The organism is Streptomyces sp. NPDC127595, assembly GCF_042671685.1.
Taxonomy (GTDB): Bacteria; Actinomycetota; Actinomycetes; order Streptomycetales; family Streptomycetaceae; genus Streptomyces.
This window is the reverse complement of record NZ_JBHXWK010000001.1, coordinates 488,874-511,478: the sequence shown is the minus strand read 5'-3', so window position 1 is coordinate 511,478 and position 22,605 is coordinate 488,874. Positions and strand designations below refer to the sequence as shown.

The window sequence follows — 22,605 nt, the reverse complement described above, 5'->3', positions numbered from 1 at the left end:
CCCGGTCATGCCAGGCCCTCGGCGTACCGAGTGCGCTACGGCAACAGGTTGATCTTGAACGTGGACGTCGTGTTCTTCACGTCCAGCGCGTTGTCGCTCAACTTCAGGTTGTGGAAGGTGACTTCACCGACAGCGGGCCCTTGGCCGGCCTCCGGCAACTCGTTGGCCCACAGGCCGAACCCGGACTTCGCGTCGTAGGCGTCGCCGCTCTTGTGCGCGCCGGAGATCGTCACGTCCGTGAGGATGGTGTCCTTGATCGGGAACTGGGGCTGTCCTCCCACGTAGTTGGTCTGGAACATGATGCCGCTGTACGTCGGATCGACGATGTCGACGTTGTTGACGCGGATCCCCTGGAAGACCTTCGAGGCGGAGAACATCCAGATGCCGGGGAAGGTCTGCGCTCCCCAGAAATGCCCGCCCGCGCGGACGATCGAGATGTTCTCCAGGGTCGTCGGTTCCGTGCCGAAGCCGTTCATCGGATACCCGAAGTCCAGCGAACTGACGGTGATCCCGGAGTAGACCAGGGTGTCGGCGATGTGGATGTTGCGGAAGGTGTTGTTGAAGCCGCCGTAGACGGCGATGCCCGCCGCGCGCCACGTCAGGATGGTCGTGAGGTTCTCGTAGAGGTTGTTCTTCTCGTCGGCCCCGCCCGCGTCGATCGCGGAGAACAGCGCGAAGCTGTCGTCGCCGGTGGCCCTCGCCTCGTTGTTGACGACGTGGTTGTCCGTGCTGCCGTTGGTCATGTTGACACCGTCGGCGAACATGTCGCGGATCCGCGAGTTCTTGATGGTGATGTTGTCGGTGTTGGCGCCCCAGTAGAGGCACACCATGTGCTCGTTCCAGATGTTGTCGATGGTGATGTCGGAGACGTTGGAGAAGTCGAACACCTTGCCCGGACCGTCGATACGGGAGGTGTAATTGCCGAAGTACGCGAAGTTCGCGAACGACGACCCCTTCGCCGTCCCGTCGGCCCGGAAGCCGATGTCGGTGTTCTCCTGCGAGGACGGCGCCCGGAAGCGCGTGAACCAGGGCCCGGCGCCGACGACCTTGACCGCCTTGCCGTACACCTGGAACTTGCTCGACGTCTCGTAGTCACCGGCCGGCAGATAGACACCGACGAGCGTGCCCGTGGTGTCCATGCGCACCTTGTCGAGCGCGTTCTGCACGTCCTGGTGGGCGAATCCGGTCGGCACGACGTACGTCGCCGGGTCCGGGTTGGGGGTCGCCGACACCTGCTCCAGGCTCACGAAGTCGATCGCGTACGTGGAGGAGTTGGCGGCGTCCTTCTGGAGCCGGATCTTGCTGCCGGCCGGGACGGTCTGGCCGAGCAGGAGGTTCGCCTCGTCGTAGATGTGCCGGGGCGAGCCCGAGCTCGGCGAGTTGCCGGGGCCGGCCTCCGCGCCGTACAGCCAGGCGTACTTGGACGTCAGGTCGATGGCCTTGAGGAACGTGCCGTTGACGTAGACGTTCAGCGTGGAGTTGGTGCCGCCGCCACCCGCGGAGTCCGGGATGGAGAAGCGGGTCACCAGGGAGTTGGTGCTCGCCTTGGTGGTCCATTCCACGTAGTTGCCGGTGCTGTTGAGCGTGACGGCCTTGCGGCCCGAGGCCTCGCCGGCGATGTCGCCGACGGTGCGGTTGGGTCCGACGGTCTGGGCGCCGCCGCCCACGGTGCCGTCCTCGGCCTCGTAGTTGTCGAACGGCATGCTGGCGCCGCGGCCGACGAACAGCGACTGGCTGCTGGTGTTGTTGGCGCGCTTGACCTCCAATTCGTTGGCGTCGGGGTCGATCACCGTCTTCACGGTGAACTTGCCGTTGCCCGCGGTCCAGGTGCCCAGGTTCACCGGGGCGGCCGTGGCGCCCGCCGCGATCGCGCCGCTGTAGGCGCCGGTGAGGGTCTTGACCGTCGCGCCGGAGGCGTCGAGCACGGTGAGCGTGATGCCGTGACTGCCCGCTGCGGTGGCCACCGTGCCCTGGTTCTTCAGGGTGGCGGAGAAGGTGACCGTGTCGCCCTCGCCGGGTGAGCTCGGCGACCAGCTGACGGGTGAGGCCACCAGGTCGGAGCTGGACACCGGCTTGACGACCAGGGCGGTGGGGCTGGTGTAGGAGTTGTTGGCCTCGTTCTGTTCGATGACCTTGTTGTCCGGGTCGGCGGTCGCGCTGACCTGGTAGGTGCCGGCCTCGCGAGCGCCGATGTCGGCGGTGACCGTCGCCGAAGCGCCCACTGCGAGCGCGCCGACGGCTGCGGTGCCGACCTTGGTGCCGCCCAGCTGGAACTGGACGTCGGTGGCTGCCGACGCTTCCGTGCCCGCGTTGCGCACGGTCGCCGTCAGCTTCACGGCGTCGGACTCGACGGGACTGGCCGGGGCCGCGGTGATGCCGGTGACCTGGAGGTCCGGGTTCGGAGCGGGAGTACCGAGGACCTGGAACTCGGCGACCTGCCCGGCGGGCGCCCCCGAGTTGGCGGTGAACACCAGCTGGACGTCCGCGATGCGGCCCGTGACAGGGATCCGCACCGTGTTGGCGGTCGCCGGGTTGAACGTGTAGTCCTGCGCGGCGACCAGGCTCGTGAACGCGGTGGCGTTCTGCTCCCGGCCGAGCACCTGGATCCGCTGGGTCCGGGTGGCCCACGCGGCGTCCGGACTCAGCTTCAGGACAACGGTGTTGACGTCGGCGTTCGCACCGAGCTTCACGGTCAGGCTGTTCGGGTAGCCCGCACCGCCCTCCCAGTACGTGCTGGTCTTGTCGTCGTTGGCGTTCGTCGCGACGAACGTGTACACGGAGGACGACGCCGTGATCTCCTTGCCCACGGCGAGGTTCGCGTCATCGGTCGTGGAGCCGTTACGGGTGACGGTGTTGCTGTTGGCGGACTGGTTGCCCGCCGCGTCCTTCGCCCGCACGTAGTACGTCACCGTGGCCGACACGGGCTGGGTGTCCGTGTACGTCAGGACGGTGCCGGCGACGCTCTGGCGCAGCGTGCCGTTGGCGTAGACGTCGTAGCCGGTGACCGCCACGTTGTCGGTGGACGCCTGCCAGGTGAGCTTGACCTGACCGCTGGTGGCCTCGGTGAAGGCCAGACTCGCGGGTGCGGTCGGGGCCTGGGTGTCGCCCGAATCCCCGGTGCGGGTCACGGTGTTGCTGTTCGCGGACTGGTTGCCCGCCGCGTCCTTGGCCCGCACGTAATAGGCGACTGTCGCCGAGGCCGGCTGGGTGTCGGTGTAGGTGGTCGCGGCACCGTCCACCGAGGCGCGCAGCACGCCGTTGGCGTAGATGTCGTAGCCGGTGACGCCGACGTTGTCGGTGGCTGCCGTCCACGTCAGCCTGATCTGCCCGGTGGCGGGCTGGGTGTAGGCCAGCGCGGTGGGTGCGGTGGGCGCCTGGGTGTCACCGGTGGTCGGCCCGTACACCTCCAACTCCGCCAGCTGGCCCGCCGGTTGACCGGTGTTGGCGCTGACGAGAACCCGGACGTAGCGCGTGGTGGTGGCGTTGAAGCTCAGGGTCTGCGACTGGTCGTTCGCCGCGTTGAAGGCGAGCGCCTGCGAGGCGGTGAGGTCGCTGAAGTCCGAACCGGTGGTGCTGCCCTGGAGCTTGAGGGTCTGGGTGCGTGCACCCCAGTTGGTCGGCAGCCGCAGCGTCACACGGTCGACACGTACGGATGCGCCGAGGTCGACCTGGATCCACTGCGGGAGGGCGTTGTTGCTGCTCTCCCAGTAGCTGGCCCGGTTGCCGTCACCCGCGTTCGCCGCGATGTACGTCTGGGTGGAGCTGCTCGCGGTGAACTGCTTGCCGGCGGCCAGGTTCCCGGAGGAGTCGGTCGCGCCGTGGACCTCGAGTTCGGAGAGCTGGGCGGCGGCCCAGCCGGTGTTCGCGGTGATGTTGACGCGCACGAAGCGGGTCTGGGTGGCCGGGAAGGAGATGGTCACCGTGTTGGCCGCGCTCGGCGTGAAGGCGTACGACGCCGAGGTCTTGATGGTCTCGAAGCTGGTGCCGTCGGCGCTGCCCTGCACGGCGAGCGTCTGGTTGCGGCTCTCCCAGGAGCCGGGGAGCTTCAGGACCACCTCGTCCACGCGGACACTGGTGCCGAGGTCCGTCTGTGCCCACTGGGGGAAGCTCGATCCCGAACTCTCCCAGTACGTGGCGGCGTTGCCGTCCGTGAGGTTGGCGGCGCCGTAGCCGGAATTGGAGCTGCTCGCGGTGGCGGTCTTGCCTGCGGCGAGGTTGGGGCCGCCGGCCGCGGTCGCGGTCGTGGTCAGCGCCGGGAGCCCTATGAGGGCCAGCGCGGTGGTCAGCAGAGCGGCCAGCAGGCGGCCTCTCCAACGATGTCTGGTCATGGTTCCCCTGCCCTTGAGCGGTGTCGTCACGTGGGACGCGGAAGACTCACAAGAGAGCGAGAATCGAGTTTTTGCGTTCAGTTATTGCAGATTTGCATGGTGATGTTGTTGAGTCCACAGTCTGTGCAGAGATAGTTGCTCGCTGCTGTTGAGAAGGGCACAGCAGAGCCGCGACAGACACTGTCTGTCGCGGCTGGTGCTGCTCTCGGCGTCGTCGCCGAACCCGAGGGGAGGTGGCGCTAGAGCCGGGCCGTCCGCTCGTCCGAGGGCCGGCCGGGGCCCTGCTCCTCGAACTCGTGCTGGAGGCGGTCCCCTTCGATGTCGAGGTCGGGGATGTAGGTGGCGAACCACTTCGGGTGGTACCAGATCTTCGCGCCGATGATCGCCATGACGGCGGGCACCAGGATGAGCCGGACCACGAACGCGTCGAGGAGCACGCCGACGGCGAAGCTGAAGCCGATGGCCTTGACGGTCGGGTCGTCGGTGAACATGAAGGCCACGAAGATGCTGAACATGATCAGCGCGGCGGCGGTCACCACGCGTGCGGACAGACCGGTGCCGCGCTCCACCGCCCTGACGGCCTCCCCGTTCTTGGTGAAGTCCTCCTTGATCCGGGAGACGACGAACACCTCGTAGTCGCTGGAAAGTCCGAAGATGATCGCGAGCATCAGGAGGGGCAGGAAGCTGATGGTCTGGCTCGGTGAGATGCCGAACAGGTGCTCTCCCCAGCCCCATTGGAACATGGCGACCTGGGCCCCGAAGGCGGCGGCCACCGACAGCAGGAATCCGATGATCGACTTGATCGGCACGAGGATGGTGCGGAACGCGAACGTCAGGAGAATGAACGCCAGGCCGACCACGACGACCAGGAACACCGGCAGCGCCGAGGAGAGTTTGCTCGACACGTCGATGTTGGAGGCGGTGGTGCCGCCGACGAGGATCTGGGCGCCGGAGTCGCCGGCGATCTCGGCACGGTCGTCGCGGATTCCGTTCACAAGGTCGGTGGTGGCGTCGTCGTTGGGACCGGTGCTCGGGGTCACCCGGATGACGGCGACTCCGTTGTTCACCGCCATCGGCGCGGCGGCCACGACGCCGGGGATCTTGGCCAGCCGGTCGGTGATCGGGGTGGCCGCCGATTCGTTCGGGACACCGTCGGCGACCACCAGGAGCGGGCCGTTGAAGCCCGCGCCGAAGTTGGCCGTGGTCAGGTCGTAGGCCTTGCGCGAGGTGTCGCTCTTCGGTTTCGAGGACGCGCCGGGCAGCCCCAGGTCCATCCTGGTTGCGGGCAGCGCGAGCACCACGAGGAAGGCGATCCCGCCGATCAGCAGCGGCACACGCCAACGCACCACGAACCGTGCCCAGCCGGCCCCGAAGGTGCGCGCCGGTTCGTTGGCCGCGATCTGGGCGACGTTCTCGTGGTGGTCCGGGCGCAGTGGCGTACGGATGAAGCTCGCCACCTTGTTCCCGGCGAAGCCCAGCATCGCGGGCATCAGCGTCAGGGCGATGAGCAGGGCGATCAGTACGGCTCCCGCGGCGGCGAACCCCATCACGGTCAGGAACGGGATGCCGACGACCGCGAGCCCGCACAGCGCGATCATCACGGTGAGCGCGGCGAAGACGACCGAGCTGCCCGAGGTGCCGGCGGCCAGGGCGACCGAGTCCTCGATGCTCATGCCGGTGAGCAGGTTGTTGCGGTGCCGGGCCAGGATGAACAGGCCGTAGTCGATGCCGCAGGAGAGTCCGAGCATCGTCGCCACGGTCGTCGAGGTCGAGGCGATCGTCATGACCGACGCGAGGGCGGACACGCTCATCAGCGTGACGACGATGCCGATGATGGCGGTGAGGATCGGCAGTCCGGCGGCGACGAAGGCTCCGAACGTGATCGTCAGGATCACGAACGCGACCAGCAGGCCGATGAGTTCGGGCAGTTCCGAGATCTCCTGGTTCCAGCCCGGGTAGACACTTCCGGAGTACTCGACGTCCACGCCCGCGTTCTGCGCCGGGACCACGGCGGCCTTGACCGCGTCCAGGGTCGATTCCTTCACGTCGGTCGGCTGGGCGTCGTACTGCGCCGAGCCGAGGGCGACGTTGCCGTTCTTGGAGATGGCCTTGGACGCGAAGGGGTCGGTGACCAGGCCTACTTGCGGCACCTTCTTCAGCCCCGCGATCGAGGCCTCGATGCCTGCCTTGTAGGAGGGGTCGGTGACCTTGGTGTCGCCGTGGGTCGCGAACACGATCTGCGTCTGCCCGCCGCTCAGCGCGGGCAGCTTCTCCTTGAGCAGGTTGGTGGCACGCTGCGACTCGGTCCCGGGGACCGTGAAGGTGTTGTCGGTCTTGCCTCCGCCGACGACCGAGAGGGTGATCGCGGTCCCGGCCGCCAGGATCCACAGCACGAGGACGAGTCGGCGGCGCCGGAAGGCCCATCGGGCCAGGCGGTACAGATAGACGGACACGCTTGCTCCCGGACGTGAAGGACCAGCCTGCGCCGAGGGCCGAAGGGCTCGACCGTTGCGCGCAGTGACCGATGGGCGGAGAGCCCGGATCCGCGCTCTCCGCCCACTGTCGACTCGCCCGCGGCCCGCCGCGAGGAGAGGAGGCCATCCGGGGGAACGTCAGCCCAGCGCCACGGGAGTCTTGTCGCTCTCGCTCTCCGGGGCGGATTCGAGCCGGGCCCTGTCCTTACGGCCGGGCAGCAGCGCGAAGACGATCAGCGTGCCGGCGCCCATGATGATGCCGGCGACGATGCTCGTGGTGGCGAGGGCGTCGGAGAAGGCGCTGTTGGCCGCCGAGACGAGGGCCTGGGCCTGCGCGGGACCCGCCGCCGGGCTCTGGGCGATCTGTTCGGCGACGGCGAGCGCCCCGCCGATGGAGTCACGTGCGACGTCGAGCGCCTCGGGCGGCAGCGCCTTGCCCACGGAGTCCGTCAGGTTGTCGCGGTACGAGGTGGCCAGCAGGGAGCCGAGGATCGCGATGCCGAGCGAGCCGCCGAGTTCGAGCGCGGTGTCGTTGACGCCGCCGCCCACTCCCAGTTCGTTCTCCGGGAAGGCGCCCATGATCGTGTCGGTGCAGGGCGAGACGCTGAGCCCGACGGCGAACCCGAGCAGGATGAACGGGGCGAGGAAGCTGCTGTACGTGGAGCCCGAGTCGACCTGCGTCAGCAGGAGGACCGCGATCGTGCCGATGGTCATGCCCGTGACGACCATCGTCCGCAGCCCGAGCCGCGGTGTGAGGCGCCCGGTCACCACGGCACCGAGGCAGACGCCGCCGGCCAGCGGCAGCATCCGGAAACCGGTTTCGAGGGGGCTGTAGCCCAGGACGAACTGCAGGTGCTGGGTGATGTAGTAGATGGCGCCGAAGGTGCCGAGGAAGAACAGCAGGACCGCGATCGTCGAACCACTGAACGTCCGGTCGCGGAACTTGCGCACATCGAGCACGGGGTGCGGGTGGCGGAGCTCCCAGATCACGAAGGCGACAAGGCCGAGGACCGCGACGACAGCGGCGGCGATCGGACCGGCGGTCCATCCGAAGTGCGGCCCCTCGATGATCGAGTAGACCAGCGCACCGATCGCGACGATCGACAGCAGACCACCGACCAGGTCGATCCTGCCCATGCCCTGTGCCTTGGACGGCGGAATCAGCAGGAAGGTCCCGACGATTCCCGCGAGCGCGATCGGCACGTTGATGAGGAAGGTCGAGCCCCAGGCGTGGTCCTCGAGCAGCCAGCCCGCGATGAGCGGGCCGAAGGCGACACCGAGTCCCGAGGTGGCGGTCCAGGCGGTGATCGCCCGGGCGCGTTCGCTGCGGGGGAAGGTCGCCACCAGCAGGGAGAGCGTCGCCGGCATGATCATCGCGGCGCCGACGCCCATCACGGCCCGGGCCGCGATGACCGCGCCCGAGGAGTCCACCAGGCTGCCCGCCACGGAGCCGCCCGCGAAGACGGCGAGGCCGAGAACGAGCGCGCCGCGACGGCTGTACTTGTCTCCCACCGCGCCGAGCAGCAGCATCAGCGCCGCATAGGGAACGGTGTACGCGTCGATGACCCACTGCAGCTCACTGCTGTCCAGGCCGAGGTCACGGGTCATGTCCGGTGCGGCCACGATCAGCGCGGTGTTAGCCATCACGATGATCAACAGGCTCAGGCACAGGACCAGCAGTGCCCACCACCGCTTCGAGTAGGGACCGTTCATGCGGTCGACAGGGGTCGACACAAAGAGACGCATGCCAGCTTCCTTCATGGATCAAAAGCACTTACTTGCTCAGTGATGTGCAGACTAGCTTCTTGCTCACTACCGTGCAAATATGGCGACAGGTTCCGGCCGCACGCCACGTACAGGGCATGACGGTGCAGCCGGACCGCGCACCTGTGGGGACGGGTGCGCACCGGGGCCCGACGCCTGGCGAGGCCGTCGGACCCTGACGTCGTACCGACCTCACAGGCCGGTCGACGCGAAAGCCGCGGCCCGGCGGGACCCACTCCTCCGCCGGGCCGCGGCCGACCGACCAACAGCACGCACTGCCTATTTGCACATATACGAGCAGCAAGCTAACTTGCTCAGTCACTGGCAAGTACATGCGCTACAACGCGAGGGGACGCCACCCATGCCCAGCCCAGACACAGCCCGCCGTCCCCGGCAGTTCTGGCGCCGGCGCCGCGTCGTCCTCCCGGTGCTCGCGGCCATTCCGCTGCTGACCATCGGCGCCGATTTCACGGCACTCAAGTTCACCGAGTGGCAGACCTCCCAGGCCTTCGACGACGCGACCGGCGCCACGTCGCAGGTCCAGATACGCGGTCGCCCCGTCATCCCCCAGCTCGCCCGCGGCACACTCGACCGCGTCGACATCTCCGCGCAGCACATCCCGGCGGACTCGGCGAACCCGATCGCCGTGGCAGAGCTGGACGTCCATATGACGAACCTCAAGCGGAACTCGGACGCGGACACCGCTCAGGCCGGCTCCACGACAGCGACGGCGCTCGTCACCTACCGCGACATCTCCGACGCGCTGGGCATCGAGGTGAAAGCGGGTACCACCCCCGGGCGGATCGTCGCTACCGTGGACGCGCCGCTGGTGGGGCAGTTCGGGGTCGGCGCGAAGGTCATCAAGGGCGGGCCGACCAGTATCGCCTTCGAGGATGTCGGCATCGATTCGGATCAACTGCCAGACCCCGCACGGCAGTTGATCAACGACATCTTCGCCAAGCCGATCCCTCTGCGGAACATCCCGAACGGACTGACCCTGGACAGCATCTCCACGAACTCGTCGGGTCTCACCGCGAGGCTGTCGGGGCGGGACGTCACCTTCAGGATGGACGGATCGTCGGAGGGTGACGCCTGAGGGCCGGGCCGGTCGGGGCCGGTCCGGGCCGGTCAGGCAAGCGATCCCCGAGGGCCGGGAACGGCGAGGCGAGCGACCTTTGACGGCCCGGGACGGCCGGGCAAGTGAAGCTCTGAAGGCCCGGGACGCCGGGGACGTCCGGGCAGCGGATTGCTCCATTGCCCGGTGATGCGCAGAATTGCGAGTGATTGATCATGTGCCTGCGGAATCCGTCCGCCCGGGCACACACCGACCATCGAGGTTCCGCCATGGCCACGACCGCCGCTCCCGAACCCAGGAGGCGCAACGCCCGCGCCAACCGCGAGCGCATCCTGAGCGTCGCGCAGCAGGAGCTGGGCAAGAACCCGGACGCCACGATCGAGGAGATCGCGCAGGCAACCGGTGTGGTGCGGCGGACGGTGTTCGGGCACTTTCCGGGACGCCCCGCACTCCTGGAGGCGGTGGCGGAAGAGGCGTCACAGTCGCTGCGCGAGGCGGTCGAGCGTGCGGGTACGCCGAGCGACCCGCCCGAGCGCGCCCTGGCCAGATTCGTCCTGTCGATCTGGCCGGTCGGCGACCGCTACCGAATGCTCATCGGGCTGGCACGACGCGACCTGGGAGCGGAACGTGTGTCCGAGGTACTGGCCCCCGCCCGTGCGGCGGTCACGGCCATCCTGGAGCGCGGCCAGTCGTACGGCGCCTTCCACACCAACGTCCCTCCGCCCGTGCTGAGTTCGGCCTTGGAGGCGCTGTGCCTCTCCCTGCTGGAGAGCGTCAACTCCGGTGCCTGGCAGGACGACGGCACGGCGACGGCGATCGCGGCACTGACCGCGGCGGGCGTACCGGCCGGGCGCGCGGAGGCCGAACTGCACGAGCTCTCAGCCCTGTTGGCGTCCCGCGAGGCCGAGGCGGCGGACGCGTCGTCCGCCACGGAGGCGGACTGACGGCCCCTCCCCCCGTTCGCCTACGGCACCACGGGCCGAGGGGACCCCGGCACAGCCGGCGCGCCCCGTGCCGACTGAGCCGGCACAGGTCCGGCGATCACCGGTGCGGCACCGGGAGGCGACTGTTTACGCTGGTGGAATGGATGCATCGGAAGGAAGCCAGGACTCGGGAGGCCAGGACCCCGGTCCGCTGGGCGAGTACCTCCGCGCGCGGCGGGCGCAGCTGCATCCTGAGGAGTTCGGGCTGCCCGACGTGTCCCGCAGGCGGGTTCCCGGCCTGCGCCGTCCGGAGGTGGCGCTGCTGAAATGCAGCACGTTGAAGACCAGCCCCACCGCGCCCGTCGTCTGGACCAGCCGGTTGTTCCGCACGGAACACGGGGCGATGACCGTCAGGGCGGCCATTGCCAGGAACATGGCCCCGGCGTCCTTGGCGAGGTGCTCGTTGTAGGGGCCCAACTGAGGCAGCCGGCTCAGCCCGAAGCCCGGGAAGTTCTCGTACCACTCCTTCGGTGAGAAGTAGGCCCAGACACGTGTGTACGGGGCGACCACGGCCAACAGGCCGAGGGTTGCGTACCGGATTCTCGTGTTCATGCCTCTACGACGGGACAGCGTCCGCGAATGTGAGGTGGACCGCCGCGCACACCGGCAGACGCCCTTGACCAGCCGCGGTCACCTGCCCGCCGGCTTCCCGGCGGCGGCCCACCGGTAATGTGGCGGGGTGACGGTGAGCGGCGGGTATCGGGAGCTGGGCGAGTCCGCCTGGTCGTGGGTGCTGGACCAGGTGCGGGACGACGAGGGGCCCTGGCTGCCGGAGACGGTGCCGGACGATGCCAAGGACGAGGGACCGACGGAGGACCGCGACACCCTGTACTCGGGCATCGCGGGCCTGGCCCCCGTACTGGCGGAGATCGCGCGGTACCGGGAGCTGAGCGAGCGGGAGCGGAGCCTGGCGGCGGGAATCGTGGCCAGGCTGTCGGCCCGGGCGCCGGACAAGGTGGAACCTTCGCTGTACGACGGGCTGGCGGGCGACGTCCTGGCGCTGAAACTGCTGGACCCGGGCCGGGAATCGCTCGCGCTGCGCCGGCTCTCCGCCCTGACGACCCCCGAGGGCTGGAAGACCACAGTCGAGTTCGAGCCGGATTCGGACGCGCCTCTGAACGACATCATCATGGGCACCGCCGGTGTGGTGCTGACCGCGGTCTGGGCGGGCGGCGAGTACGCGGAGGGGATCGCGACGACGGGCTGCGAGGCCCTGCTGCGGGTGGCGCACCGTACGGACGCGGGACTGGACTGGGGCATCGGGGCGAACACGGAGTCGCGGGCGCCGAACTACTCACACGGCACCGCCGGGGTGGCCTCGGCGCTCGCGATGGCCGGCGCGGCGCTCGGCCGGGAGGACTTCGTCGAGGCCGCCGTACTGGGAGCCCGACACGTCCTGTCCGTGGGCTCGTTGGAGGACGGCGGTTTCATCGTTCCGCACACCATCCCGCCGTCCAAGCGGGAGGTGGAGCCGGTGACGTACACCTGGTGCCACGGTCCCGCGGGCACCTCGCACCTGTTCTCGGCCCTGTCGCACGCGGGCGTGCGCGAGGTGGCGGGACACGGGGTCGGCGAGCTGCGGGAGCGCTGCCTGACCTCGATCCTCGGCTCGGGAGTCCCGCAGCGCCTGCGCCCCGGGTTCTGGGACAACGACGGCCGCTGCTGCGGTACCGCGGGCGTGGGAGATGTCTTTCTCGACGCGGCGCAGGACTGTGCCGGAACAGCTCGGGCGGAGACCTACGCGCAGGCGGCGCGCACGATGGGCGACGCGCTGGTGGAACGAGCCGTCAGGGACACGGAGGGCGCCCGCTGGCGCTTCCTGGAACACCGCCAGGACCCGCCCCTGCTGCCGCCCGGCACGACGTGGATGCAGGGCGCGGCGGGCATCGCCGCGTACCTCCTGCGCCTCGACCGGTTCCTGGAGACGGGCCCGAACGCCGTGGTGGTGGACCGCCCGGACCAGTGGTGGGCCGTGCCGGCACATGTGCGGTGCACGGCCGCGTGAGGTGAGGTGGGAGGACACGCCCGTGCTGTCCGGCCGACGCCGCACCACACCGGTCCTCACCGGCCGCTCCGGACCGGTCATGATCGATGAGACCGGGGTCACAGATCGGGCGAGGGCAAGGTCACAGCCTTGTCCTCTGCTCCCTCTCACGCGATCTGACCTAGCATCCGAGCATGACAGTCCTGCCCAACGACGGGCTATCGCTCGCCGCCGAGTTCCCTTCCGCATCCCATGAGCAGTGGCAGAGTCTCGTGGAAGGGGTGCTGCGCAAGTCGGGCAAGGACGTCTCGGGAGCGGCGGCCGAAGCCGCGCTGTCCACCCCACTGGAGGACGGACTCACCACCCGGCCCCTGTACACGGCGCACGACGAAGCCCCGGACCCCGGCTTTCCGGGGTTCGCACCCTTCGTACGAGGCGGCCGGCCCGGGGGAAGCACCGTCAGCGGCTGGGACGTACGGCAACAGCACTCGTCGCCCGACAGCGCTGCGGTGCTCGGAGACCTGGAGAACGGCGTCTCCTCGCTCTGGCTGCTCGTCGGCGAGAACGGGATCCCCGTGTCGTCCCTCGCCCGCACACTCGACGGCGTCTACCTCGACCTGGCACCCGTCGCCCTCGACGCGGGACGTGAAGTGGAGCCCGCGGCACGGGAGTTGCTGCGGCTGTACGAGGAGCGGGGCGTCGCCAAGGAAGCGGCGCACGGCAGTCTCGGCGCGGACCCGCTGGGTCACGAGGCCCGTACGGGCGAGGCGTTGGACTTCGCGCCGGCCGCCACTCTCGCGCGACTGTGTGCCGAGGAGTATCCGGGGCTGCGGGCGCTGACCGTGGATGCCCTGCCGTTTCACGAGGCCGGCGGCTCGGCCGCGCAGGAGCTGGGCGCCTCGCTGGCGACGGGTGTCGCGTATCTGCGGGCATTGACGGAGGCGGGACTGACCGCCGAACAGGCCGGTGGCCAGCTGGTGTTCCGGTACGCGGCCACCGCCGACCAGTTCCTGACCATCGCCAAGCTCCGCGCGGCCCGCCTGCTGTGGGCCCGGGTCGCCGAGGTGTGCGGAGCGCCCGGCGCGGGTGCTCAGGTACAGCACGCGGTGACCTCGCCGGTGATGATGTCGCGCCGCGACCCGTGGGTGAACATGCTGCGCACGACGGTCGCCACGCTCGCCGCCGGGGTCGGCGGCGCCGACGCCGTCACCGTGCTGCCCTTCGATCACGCGCTGGGCCTGCCGGACGCGTTCGCGCGCCGTATCGCCCGCAACACCTCGACGATCCTGGTCGAGGAGTCGCACCTTGCGCGGGTGATCGACCCGGCGGGCGGCTCCTGGTACGTGGAACGGCTGACGGACGAACTCGCCCACGCGGGCTGGGAGTTCTTCCAGTGGATCGAGCGCATCGGCGGCCAGGCGTCCGCGCTGCGTTCGGGCCGTCTCGGTCAGGACCTCGCGAACACCTGGGCGGCGCGCAGCGCGAAGCTGGCCAAGCGGCGCGAACCCATCACCGGCGTCAGTGAGTTCCCGAATCTCGCCGAGCGTCTCGTGGAGCGCGAGCCCGCCCCCGAGCCGCCGACCGGGGGGCTCCCCCGCGTACGGCGCGACGAGGCGTACGAAGTCCTGCGCGCCCGCTCCGACGCCCACCTCGCCGCCACCGGAACCCGGCCGCGGGTGTACCTGGCGGCCATCGGGCCCGCCGCGGCCCACACCGCCCGGACGACTTTCGCCGCCAACCTGTTCCAGGCCGGCGGCATCGAGGCCGTCTCGGAGGGCGCCTTCGAGGACAGCGGCGCCACCGAGGTCTGCCTGTGCTCCAGCGACGCGCTCTACGAGGAGCAGGCCGGGAGCACGGCCCGGACCCTCAAGGCCGCGGGCGCCCGGCATGTGTTCCTGGCCGGCCGTCCTGGGCAGTACACCGATGTCGACGGTTACGTCTTCGCGGGCTGCGACGCCGTCGCCGTGCTCTCCGCCACCCTCGACCGCATGGGAGTGTCCTGATGGGAATCCCCGACTTCTCCGGAATCGAACTGGGGACGCCCACCGTTGACGGCAGCGCTGACGAGTGGCGCAAGTCGCTCGGTGGCGACGAGGCGTTCTGGGAGACACCGGAAGGCATCGCGGTCAAGCCGCTGTACACCGGCCGTGATCTGGAGGGCCTGGACTTCCTGGACACGTATCCGGGCGTGGCCCCGTTCCTGCGCGGGCCGTACCCGACGATGTACGTCAACCAGCCCTGGACGATCCGCCAGTACGCGGGATTCTCGACGGCCGAGGAGTCCAACGCCTTCTACCGGCGCAACCTGGCGGCGGGCCAGAAGGGTCTGTCGGTCGCCTTCGACCTGCCCACCCACCGCGGTTACGACAGCGACCACCCGCGCGTGACGGGCGACGTCGGCATGGCGGGCGTGGCCATCGACTCCATCTACGACATGCGGCAGCTCTTCGACGGCATCCCGCTGGACAAGATGACCGTCTCGATGACGATGAACGGCGCCGTGCTCCCCGTACTCGCCCTCTACATCGTGGCGGCCGAGGAACAGGGAGTACCGCCCGAGAAGCTGGCCGGGACCATCCAGAACGACATCCTCAAAGAGTTCATGGTCCGCAACACGTACATCTATCCGCCGAAGCCGTCGATGCGGATCATCTCCGACATCTTCGCCTTCACCTCGCAGCGGATGCCGCGCTACAACTCCATCTCGATCTCCGGCTATCACATCCAGGAGGCGGGCGCGACGGCCGATCTGGAGCTGGCGTACACGCTCGCGGACGGTGTGGAGTACATCCGGGCGGGGCGCGAAGTCGGCCTGGATGTCGACGCGTTCGCGCCCCGGCTGTCCTTCTTCTGGGCGATCGGCATGAACTTCTTCATGGAGATCGCCAAGATGCGGGCGGCGCGCCTGCTCTGGGCGAAGCTGGTCAGGCAGTTCGACCCGCAGAACGCCAAGTCCCTTTCCCTGCGCACCCATTCACAGACCTCCGGCTGGTCGCTGACGGCGCAGGACGTGTTCAACAACGTCACGCGTACGTGTGTGGAGGCGATGGCGGCCACCCAGGGCCACACCCAGTCGCTGCACACCAACGCCCTGGACGAGGCACTCGCCCTGCCCACCGACTTCTCGGCGCGTATCGCCCGCAACACGCAGCTCCTCATCCAGCAGGAGTCGGGCACGAACCGGGTGATCGACCCGTGGGGCGGCAGCGCGTACGTGGAGAAGCTGACGTACGACCTCGCGAGCCGCGCCTGGCAGCACATCGAGGAGGTCGAGGCGGCGGGCGGCATGGCAAAGGCCATCGACGCGGGCATCCCCAAGTTGCGCATCGAGGAGGCGGCGGCCCGCACCCAGGCCCGGATCGACTCGGGCCGCCAGCCGGTCATCGGCGTCAACAAGTACCGGGTGGAGACGGACGAGAAGATCGATGTCCTCAAGGTCGACAACTCCTCCGTACGGACCCAGCAGATCGAGAAGTTGCGGCGGCTGCGGGCGGAGCGCGACGAGCGGGCCTGCCAGGACTCGCTGGACGCGTTGACGCGGGCGGCCGGCGGCGAGGGCAACCTGCTGGAGCTCGCGGTGAACGCGGCCCGCGCCAAGGCCACCGTCGGGGAGATCTCCGACGCCCTGGAGAAGGTGTACGGGCGGCACGCGGGCCAGATCCGTACGATCTCCGGTGTGTACCGCAACGAAGCCGGCGAGTCCCCGTCCGTGGACCGCACCCGCACACTCGTGGACGCCTTCGGGGAGGCCGAGGGACGCCGCCCGCGCATCCTGGTCGCCAAGATGGGCCAGGACGGTCACGACCGCGGCCAGAAGGTGATCGCCACCGCCTTCGCCGACCTCGGCTTCGACGTGGACGTCGGCCCGCTGTTCCAGACCCCGGGCGAGGTGGCGCGCCAGGCCGTCGAGGCGGACGTGCACATCGTCGGGGTGTCCTCGCTGGCCGCGGGCCATCTCACCCTCGTACCGGCACTGCGGGAGGAGCTGGCGGCGGAGGGCCGCGAGGACATCATGATCGTCGTGGGCGGGGTGATCCCTCCGCAGGACGTACCGACTCTGCTGGAGATGGGTGCGGCCGCCGTCTTCCCGCCAGGGACGGTGATCCCGGACGCGGCGTACGACCTCGTCCAGCGGCTCTCGGACGATCTCGGGCATGACCTGTGATCGAGCTCGACACCTACGTCAAAGGGGTACTCGACGGGAAGCGCGCGCTCGTCGCCCGCGCCGTCACCCTCGTCGAGTCCACCCGGCCCCAGCACCGGGCGCTCGCCCAGGAGTTGCTGACCGAGCTGCTCCCGCACAGCGGCCGGGCACGGCGGATCGGCGTCAGTGGCGTACCGGGCGTGGGCAAGTCGACGTTCATCGACGCCTTCGGCACGATGCTGACCGCGCTCGGACACCGGGTGGCGGTGCTGGCGGTGGACCCTTCCTCCAGCCGTACGGGCGGTTCGATCCTGGGCGACAAGACGAGGATGGAACGCCTGGCCGTCGACCCCGCGGCCTTCATCCGGCCCTCCCCCACCGCCGGCACCCTGGGCGGGGTCGCCAAGGCGACCCGCGAGTCGATCGTGGTGATGGAAGCCGCGGGCTACGACGTGGTGCTGGTGGAGACGGTCGGCGTCGGCCAGTCCGAGACGGCCGTCGCCAACATGGTCGACTCCTTCCTCCTGCTGACCCTCGCCCGCACCGGCGACCAGCTCCAGGGCATCAAGAAGGGCGTCCTCGAACTGGCCGACGTGATCGCCGTCAACAAGGCGGACGGCCCGCACGAACGCGACGCGCAGGCAGCCGCACGGGAGTTGGCAGGCGCGCTCCGGCTCATGCACGGCAGGGACGCTGCCTGGACGCCGCCCGTACTGAGCTGCAGCGCCCGCGAGTCGGCCGGCCTGGACACCGTCTGGGACCGCCTCGAACAGCACCGCACGCTCCTCGACTCGACCGGCAGGCTCGCCGCCAAACGCCGTGACCAGCAGGTCGACTGGACCTGGACGATGGTCCGCGACGAGCTCCTGGGCCGCCTGCACGCCGATCCGGCCGTACGAGCCCTCACACCGGCCCTCGAACAGCAGGTCAGGGACGGCGAGTTGACGGCCACACTCGCCGCCGAACGCATTCTCCGGACCTTCGGCGGCAAGGACTAGCGACGGGCTGGATGAGTTGCTCGCACTCCTGCACGGTCAGGGCGACCGCCTCGCTGCCTCCCAGCGCGGCTGGGGTCGTCCGGCCGCTCGGTTCCTCCGCTCCCCGCCCAGGTGGTCCCCGTCTGATCGGTCCGTTCCGTGGCTCATGGTCCGTGGTCCGATGACGTCCGCGTCCTTGTCGGTATCGGTATCGGTATTGGTATTGGCGGCGGCGATATCGGTGGCGGTTTCCGTGTCAGTGCCCGGGAAACGCGAGAGGGCCCCCGGATGGTTCCGTGGGCCCTGACTCGTTTGACGGGTCTGTCAATTGGGGGCGGCGACCGGTCGTCCCGCTGTCGCCGTCGCAGGCTTGGGATGGAGCAAGCGCTCGGCCAATTCACCGAAGACCAACCCGAAGCCACCCCACAGGGTGATCTGTATGGCCAGCGCCGAGACGCGGAAGCGCCACAGCACGGTGGCCGGGAAGTCGGCCGGCACCTCTTGGATGACGGGCAGGAACGCGTACGCCAGTCCGATCACGACAGCGAAGGCGGCCACCGCCGAGACGGTCGCGTACCAGGTGCCCACCTTCGGGGCGAGCCGCTTCCCCAGGATGGTGGCGGCGACGGCGAGGAGCACGCTGAGCACCATCATCAGCAGGTACAGGGTGGTCCGCTTGCCGATGGTGTCGCCGTTGCCGACCGCGGGCGGGTTGGCCGGGTACTTGAGGAACGGCACGACGTACACGGCGAGCAGCGCGATTCCCGACAGGAGCAGCGCGGTCGCCCGCGGACTGAAACGGCCCACGCGGCCGAGCGCGAAGCAGAAGGCGAGGGCGGCGATGCCGCCGAAGGCCACCCCGTAGATCAGCACACCGGCGGCGAGGCCGGCGGTGGACTGGAGGCTGCGGGAGACGAGTTCGACCTCGTGCTCGTGGCCCGAGGCATGGGCTTCCTCGAAGCTGATCGCGCTGTCGACGCTCGGCTCACCGAGGAAGTAGGCGACGATCAGGGCGAGCACACCGGCGCCGAGGCCGGCGAGCATGCCCCGCACGAGAAGGTTTCTCACTGTTGCGGAGTTCATGAGGTGCGCGGCGTCCTTCGTCAGTGGCAGGGGAAGCCGAGGAGATGGCGGGCGTCGTGGACCCACTCGTGGACTTCCGCGCCGGAGACGACGGAGGTGGCGCCCTGCTCAGCGCCGACGAAGTACAGCAGAACCAGCATCAGGACGCCGAAGAAGACCGCCCAGGGGGCGATGTCCTTGAGCGGCAACTTGGCCGGAATGACAGGGGTGTTGGTTGTCGGCTGGGCGACATGCTGCGCCATGGCAGGGCCTCCTCTGGGAGTTCGCGTCCCATCTCGGTGGTGCACATGACGACGGCCACGGGTCTGACTCAGGGAGCATCTCAGGGGCGTCCCATTTACAGTGGCGCGACCGTGCCGGATTCTCACCGGCTTCCGTCTCGCCGTCGTCGATATCGGACCGACGGTACCGTGTGTCGCGTGCATGGCCAAGACCGCGTCACCTGGCGTGATCTTCCTCTCCTGCCTGGTGACGCGGCCGGTGCGACCCCTGGGTCACCGGTGACGGAACTCGGGCGGTCGCTGTCAACGAAGCGCGCCCATGCCCACGTTCGCGACCGCCGCCTCGAAGGTCAGGCCGTGTTGGTCTCCTCGTGGCGCTGCCGTATGCGCGCGATGACGCGTTCCCGTCCCAGCCTCTTGGCGTCGCGGAGCTTGGAGCGGAGTGGTGGACTTCATCCTGTGGGGCTGGCTGTTGTGGATTCCATTGCTCGCCGCGGAGGGCAAGTCTTCTCCTTAACCCTCGCCGAACCCTCCGCGGACGGATCGCCGCAGCGCCTCCGTGACCAGCACGAAGGCGTCGGCGCCGAGCGACGGGCGGGTTCGCCCGCTACGACGAGCCCGGGGTGGGCCCATGCCGCGCAGTTGCTGGATGGTTCCGCCGAGCTTCGCGCGGAACGGCTCGAGCGTCTCCTCGGGCGCGGTGACGACCCGGCGCGAGCCGACGAGGCACTCGCCCCCGTACACGCCGGCGGTGTCCAATCACGGCAGCCTGTACTTCTCCTCGGGGAAGGTAGCGGGCGTGAGCAGAGACGAACACCAGTGGCCGTTCACCACGTAGCCCGGGCGCCAACCCGTCGAGGTCACGCTCGTCGGTGCCTGCCCCACCGTCGCCGGATAGGGTGCCGGGGACCGGCGCAGAGGGAGAACAAGCAGATGTCTCGGGTCGCGATGTTCTCGGCAGGTTCATGGGGCACGACCATGGCGGCGGTGTTCGCCGACGCCGGCAGCCGAGTCCTCGTGCACGCCCGGCGCTCCGAAGTCGCCGACGCGATCAACACGCGTCACGAGAACCCCGCCTACCTGCCGGGCGTCGTTCTGCCGGACACACTGCGCGCCACCACCGACCCCGCGGAGGCCCTGACCGACGCCGAGCTGGTGATCCTTTCGATCCCCGCCCAGACCCTCCGCGACAACCTCGCCGCCTGGGCCCCCCTCATCGGACCGCACGCCGTGGTGGTCAGCCTCATGAAAGGCGTCGAGACGCACTCGGAGCTGCGTATGAGCCAGGTGATCACCGAGGTCACCGGTATTTCCGACGAGCGCGTCGCGGTCATCTCCGGCCCGAACCTCGCCGGGGAGATCGCCGCCCGCCGGCCCGCCGCCTCCGTCATCGCCTGCCGCGACGAGACCGCCGCCAAGAGCATCCAGGCCGCCTGCCACACCCCCTACTTCAGGCCCTACACGGCCACCGACGTCGTCGGCTGTGAACTCGGCGGTGCCGTCAAGAACGTGATCGCCCTGGCAGTGGGCCTCGCGACCGGCATGGGCCTCGGCGGCAACGCGACAGCGCTGCTCATCACCCGCGGCCTCGCGGAGACCGCCCGCCTCGGAACCGCCCTCGGCGCCGACCCGCTGACGTTCTCCGGGCTAGCCGGCGCGGGCGATCTCATGGCCACGTGCTCGTCGCCGCTGTCCCGCAACAGAACCTTCGGCGAGCACCTGGGCCGGGGCCTCACGGTCGCGGAGGCGACCGTCGCCACCAGCCAGACCGCCGAGGGAGTCAAGTCCTGCCGGGCGATCCTCGACCTGGCCCGCGGCCACGGCGTCGAGATGCCCATCACCGAGGTCGTGGCATCCGTCATCGACGGACACTCCACTGTCGGGGAAGCGGTCGGCGTGCTGATGGCGCGTACGCCCAAAGCCGAGCGGTAGGGCAGTGCGCTCAGCCCGGAAGACCCCAAACGCCCCATACGAAAAGGGCCCCCACAGGCTCTCGCCTGCGAAGACCCTCCGCACCGTCGGGACGACAGGATTTGAACCTGCGACCCCTTGACCCCCAGTCAAGTGCGCTACCAAGCTGCGCCACGTCCCGGTGCGTCCGACCCGCGGTGGACCGCGTGATCGTGCGAACAGAACTTTACCCCACCCGGGGGGCTGCTCCGTTAATGGCGCAGGCGCGCGACAATCGGGGTATGAGCGGGGCATCTGAGGTTCGGCAGGGCGGCGGGCGGGACCGGGACCCGGACGGACGGGCGCGCAATGCCCGGCCGCGTGACGGACTGGGGCGGCCGCTGCCGTACGGCGCGGACGGTGTGGAGCGGCAGCCAGAGGGCCTCGTACGCAGCCCCGAGGAGACCGTCGCCGAGGCGCAGGTGCTGCTGGACGGCGGAAAACCGTTCCACGCGCATGAGGTCTTCGAGGACGCCTGGAAGGCGGGCCCCGAGGAGGAGCGTGCGCTGTGGCGGGGCCTCGCCCAGCTCGCGGTGGGGCTCACGCACGCGGCCAGGGGCAATACGACGGGCGGTGCCCGGCTGCTGCGGCGCGGTGCCGAGGCGGTGGAGGAGTGGGCTTCGGGGACCGGCCGGGCACGCCCCTACGGGCTTGACGTCGCTGAACTGGGCTCCTGGGCAAGGGAGTTGGCGGGAACCGTGGAACGGGACGGTACGGCGATCAGCGCGACGGCCTGGGCACCGCGGCTGCGCGGACGCCGAGCGTGACAGTGCGGCCCTGACCGCGGTGGCCCCACTGTCAGTGGTGTGCGGCAGACTCTGGGTGTGCGAAAGATTCATGTCATCGGGATCGGGGCGGGTGACCCCGACCAGCTCACGCTTCAGGCGGTCAAGGCGCTGAGGGACACCGACGTGTTCTTCATCCTGGACAAGGGCGAGGTGAAGGCCGACCTCGTCCAGCTCCGCCGTGACATCCTCGACGCGCACATACCGGAGGGGACGTACCGGCTGGTCGAGGCGCGCGACCCGGACCGCGACCGGACCGCAGGGGGCGCGGCGTACTCGCCCGCGGTCGGGGACTGGCGCAGCGCCCGCGCCGAGATCTACCAGCGCCTGATCTCCGACGAGCTGGGCGAGGAGGAGTGCGGCGCGTTCCTGGTGTGGGGCGATCCCTCGCTGTACGACAGCACGCTCGGCATCCTGGAGGAGATCCTGGAGGGGGGCGAGGTGTCGTTCACGTACGACGTCGTGCCCGGGATCAGCAGTGTCTCCGCGCTGGTCGCCCGGCACCGCACCGGCCTCAACCGGGTCGCCCGGCCCGTCCAGATCACCACCGGCCGCCGCCTCGCGGAGGGCTTCCCGGACGGCGTCGACGACGTGGTCGTCATGCTCGACGCCCATCAGACCTTCCGGCAGTACGCCGACGAGGACATCGACATCTTCTGGGGCGCCTACATAGGCACGCCCGACGAGATCCTCGTCTCAGGTCCCGTAGCCGAGGCGGGCCCGCGCATCGAGCGTCTGCGTGCCGAGGCCCGCGAGCGCAAGGGCTGGATCATGGACACGTATCTGCTGCGCAGGCATCCGAAGGGGTAGCGCGCCCGGCCGGTGAGGGGCCGGTAC

The 22,605-nt window shown here is 69.5% G+C and carries 16 protein-coding genes, 1 tRNA gene and 1 riboswitch; of the genes, 9 read left to right on the top strand and 8 right to left on the bottom strand.

All coding sequences use genetic code 11. The annotated features are described in order from the left end of the window. Nucleotides 1–35: 35 nt before the first annotated feature. The 3 genes from ACFVKT_RS02220 to ACFVKT_RS02210 all read right to left on the bottom strand — a co-directional run bounded on the left by ACFVKT_RS02220 (nt 36) and on the right by ACFVKT_RS02210 (nt 8,548). On the bottom strand, nt 36–4,328 hold the full coding sequence (locus ACFVKT_RS02220; protein WP_385726624.1) for a discoidin domain-containing protein: 4,293 nt from the start codon (nt 4,326–4,328) through the stop codon (nt 36–38). 239 nt (nt 4,329–4,567) lie between these two features. Next, on the bottom strand, nt 4,568–6,781 hold the full coding sequence (locus tag ACFVKT_RS02215) for an MMPL family transporter (RefSeq protein WP_385726622.1): 2,214 nt from the start codon (nt 6,779–6,781) through the stop codon (nt 4,568–4,570). 159 nt (nt 6,782–6,940) lie between these two features. Next, nucleotides 6,941–8,548, bottom strand: a complete 1,608-nt coding sequence (locus ACFVKT_RS02210; protein WP_385726620.1) for an MFS transporter — start codon at nt 8,546–8,548, stop codon at nt 6,941–6,943. A gap of 379 nt (nt 8,549–8,927) precedes the next feature. On the opposite strand from ACFVKT_RS02210, the gene ACFVKT_RS02205 reads away from it, so the two are divergent. Both ACFVKT_RS02205 and ACFVKT_RS02200 read left to right on the top strand, forming a co-directional pair. Beyond that, the gene (locus tag ACFVKT_RS02205) at nt 8,928–9,662 is read left to right on the top strand and encodes a DUF2993 domain-containing protein (protein WP_385726619.1); all 735 of its coding nucleotides are present in this window, start codon (nt 8,928–8,930) and stop codon (nt 9,660–9,662) included. A 248-nt stretch (nt 9,663–9,910) separates the two neighbouring features. Then, the gene (locus tag ACFVKT_RS02200) at nt 9,911–10,585 is read left to right on the top strand and encodes a TetR/AcrR family transcriptional regulator (RefSeq protein ID WP_385726617.1); all 675 of its coding nucleotides are present in this window, start codon (nt 9,911–9,913) and stop codon (nt 10,583–10,585) included. 126 nt (nt 10,586–10,711) lie between these two features. Here the strand turns inward: ACFVKT_RS02200 and ACFVKT_RS02195 are convergent, their stop codons facing one another. Beyond that, nucleotides 10,712–11,176: a hypothetical protein gene (locus ACFVKT_RS02195; protein ID WP_385726615.1), complete on the bottom strand. Its 465-nt coding sequence runs from the start codon at nt 11,174–11,176 to the stop codon at nt 10,712–10,714. A gap of 127 nt (nt 11,177–11,303) precedes the next feature. Here ACFVKT_RS02195 and ACFVKT_RS02190 point away from each other — a divergent pair, with 127 nt between their 5' ends. The 4 genes from ACFVKT_RS02190 to meaB all read left to right on the top strand — a co-directional run bounded on the left by ACFVKT_RS02190 (nt 11,304) and on the right by meaB (nt 17,750). Further along, nucleotides 11,304–12,629, top strand: coding sequence for a lanthionine synthetase LanC family protein (locus ACFVKT_RS02190; protein ID WP_385726613.1), 1,326 nt, complete (start codon nt 11,304–11,306; stop codon nt 12,627–12,629). 173 nt (nt 12,630–12,802) lie between these two features. Continuing rightward, nucleotides 12,803–14,611: a methylmalonyl-CoA mutase family protein gene (locus ACFVKT_RS02185; protein WP_385726611.1), complete on the top strand. Its 1,809-nt coding sequence runs from the start codon at nt 12,803–12,805 to the stop codon at nt 14,609–14,611. After that, on the top strand, nt 14,611–16,773 hold the full coding sequence (gene scpA / locus ACFVKT_RS02180) for a methylmalonyl-CoA mutase (RefSeq protein WP_385726609.1): 2,163 nt from the start codon (nt 14,611–14,613) through the stop codon (nt 16,771–16,773). Before ACFVKT_RS02185 ends, scpA begins: the two co-directional genes overlap by 1 nt. Continuing rightward, a complete protein-coding gene (meaB, locus tag ACFVKT_RS02175) occupies nt 16,770–17,750 on the top strand; it encodes a methylmalonyl Co-A mutase-associated GTPase MeaB (RefSeq protein ID WP_385726607.1) in 981 nt (326 codons plus the stop codon). The genes scpA and meaB overlap by 4 nt, the downstream gene beginning before the upstream one ends. 303 nt (nt 17,751–18,053) lie before the next feature. On the opposite strand, the gene ACFVKT_RS02170 is transcribed toward meaB, so the two are convergent. The 3 genes from ACFVKT_RS02170 to ACFVKT_RS02160 all read right to left on the bottom strand — a co-directional run bounded on the left by ACFVKT_RS02170 (nt 18,054) and on the right by ACFVKT_RS02160 (nt 19,792). Next, nucleotides 18,054–18,812, bottom strand: coding sequence for a CbtA family protein (locus ACFVKT_RS02170; RefSeq protein ID WP_385726605.1), 759 nt, complete (start codon nt 18,810–18,812; stop codon nt 18,054–18,056). Between the two features lie 20 nt (nt 18,813–18,832). After that, nucleotides 18,833–19,054, bottom strand: coding sequence for a CbtB-domain containing protein (locus ACFVKT_RS02165; RefSeq protein WP_385726603.1), 222 nt, complete (start codon nt 19,052–19,054; stop codon nt 18,833–18,835). Between the two features lie 35 nt (nt 19,055–19,089). Next, nucleotides 19,090–19,231, bottom strand: a riboswitch (cobalamin riboswitch). Between the two features lie 315 nt (nt 19,232–19,546). Beyond that, on the bottom strand, nt 19,547–19,792 hold the full coding sequence (locus ACFVKT_RS02160; protein WP_385726601.1) for a hypothetical protein: 246 nt from the start codon (nt 19,790–19,792) through the stop codon (nt 19,547–19,549). 174 nt (nt 19,793–19,966) lie between these two features. Here ACFVKT_RS02160 and ACFVKT_RS02155 point away from each other — a divergent pair, with 174 nt between their 5' ends. Then, nucleotides 19,967–20,965 (top strand): NAD(P)H-dependent glycerol-3-phosphate dehydrogenase, encoded by a 999-nt coding sequence (locus tag ACFVKT_RS02155; RefSeq protein WP_385726599.1) that lies wholly within the window; start codon nt 19,967–19,969, stop codon nt 20,963–20,965. A gap of 86 nt (nt 20,966–21,051) precedes the next feature. Here ACFVKT_RS02155 and ACFVKT_RS02150 read toward each other — a convergent pair. Beyond that, nucleotides 21,052–21,125 (bottom strand) — tRNA-Pro (locus ACFVKT_RS02150). Between the two features lie 100 nt (nt 21,126–21,225). Between ACFVKT_RS02150 and ACFVKT_RS02145 the strand changes: the two genes are divergently transcribed. Both ACFVKT_RS02145 and cobF read left to right on the top strand, forming a co-directional pair. Beyond that, a complete protein-coding gene (locus tag ACFVKT_RS02145; protein WP_385726597.1) occupies nt 21,226–21,750 on the top strand; it encodes a DUF309 domain-containing protein in 525 nt (174 codons plus the stop codon). A 57-nt stretch (nt 21,751–21,807) separates the two neighbouring features. After that, nucleotides 21,808–22,578, top strand: a complete 771-nt coding sequence (gene cobF / locus ACFVKT_RS02140; protein ID WP_385726596.1) for a precorrin-6A synthase (deacetylating) — start codon at nt 21,808–21,810, stop codon at nt 22,576–22,578. The last annotated feature ends 27 nt before the right edge of the window (nt 22,579–22,605 follow it).

What these genes read in the sequence shown, in the direction of transcription:
- ACFVKT_RS02220 (WP_385726624.1), bottom strand. Translation starts at nt 4,328, where the DNA reads ATGACCAGACATCGTTGGAGAGGCCGCCTGCTGGCCGCTCTGCTGACC.
- ACFVKT_RS02210 (WP_385726620.1), bottom strand. Translation starts at nt 8,548, where the DNA reads ATGCGTCTCTTTGTGTCGACCCCTGTCGACCGCATGAACGGTCCCTAC.
- ACFVKT_RS02205 (WP_385726619.1), top strand. Translation starts at nt 8,928, where the DNA reads ATGCCCAGCCCAGACACAGCCCGCCGTCCCCGGCAGTTCTGGCGCCGG.
- ACFVKT_RS02200 (WP_385726617.1), top strand. Translation starts at nt 9,911, where the DNA reads ATGGCCACGACCGCCGCTCCCGAACCCAGGAGGCGCAACGCCCGCGCC.
- ACFVKT_RS02195 (WP_385726615.1), bottom strand. Translation starts at nt 11,176, where the DNA reads ATGAACACGAGAATCCGGTACGCAACCCTCGGCCTGTTGGCCGTGGTC.
- ACFVKT_RS02185 (WP_385726611.1), top strand. Translation starts at nt 12,803, where the DNA reads ATGACAGTCCTGCCCAACGACGGGCTATCGCTCGCCGCCGAGTTCCCT.
- scpA (WP_385726609.1), top strand. Translation starts at nt 14,611, where the DNA reads ATGGGAATCCCCGACTTCTCCGGAATCGAACTGGGGACGCCCACCGTT.
- ACFVKT_RS02170 (WP_385726605.1), bottom strand. Translation starts at nt 18,812, where the DNA reads ATGAACTCCGCAACAGTGAGAAACCTTCTCGTGCGGGGCATGCTCGCC.
- ACFVKT_RS02165 (WP_385726603.1), bottom strand. Translation starts at nt 19,054, where the DNA reads ATGGCGCAGCATGTCGCCCAGCCGACAACCAACACCCCTGTCATTCCG.
- ACFVKT_RS02155 (WP_385726599.1), top strand. Translation starts at nt 19,967, where the DNA reads ATGTCTCGGGTCGCGATGTTCTCGGCAGGTTCATGGGGCACGACCATG.
- ACFVKT_RS02145 (WP_385726597.1), top strand. Translation starts at nt 21,226, where the DNA reads ATGAGCGGGGCATCTGAGGTTCGGCAGGGCGGCGGGCGGGACCGGGAC.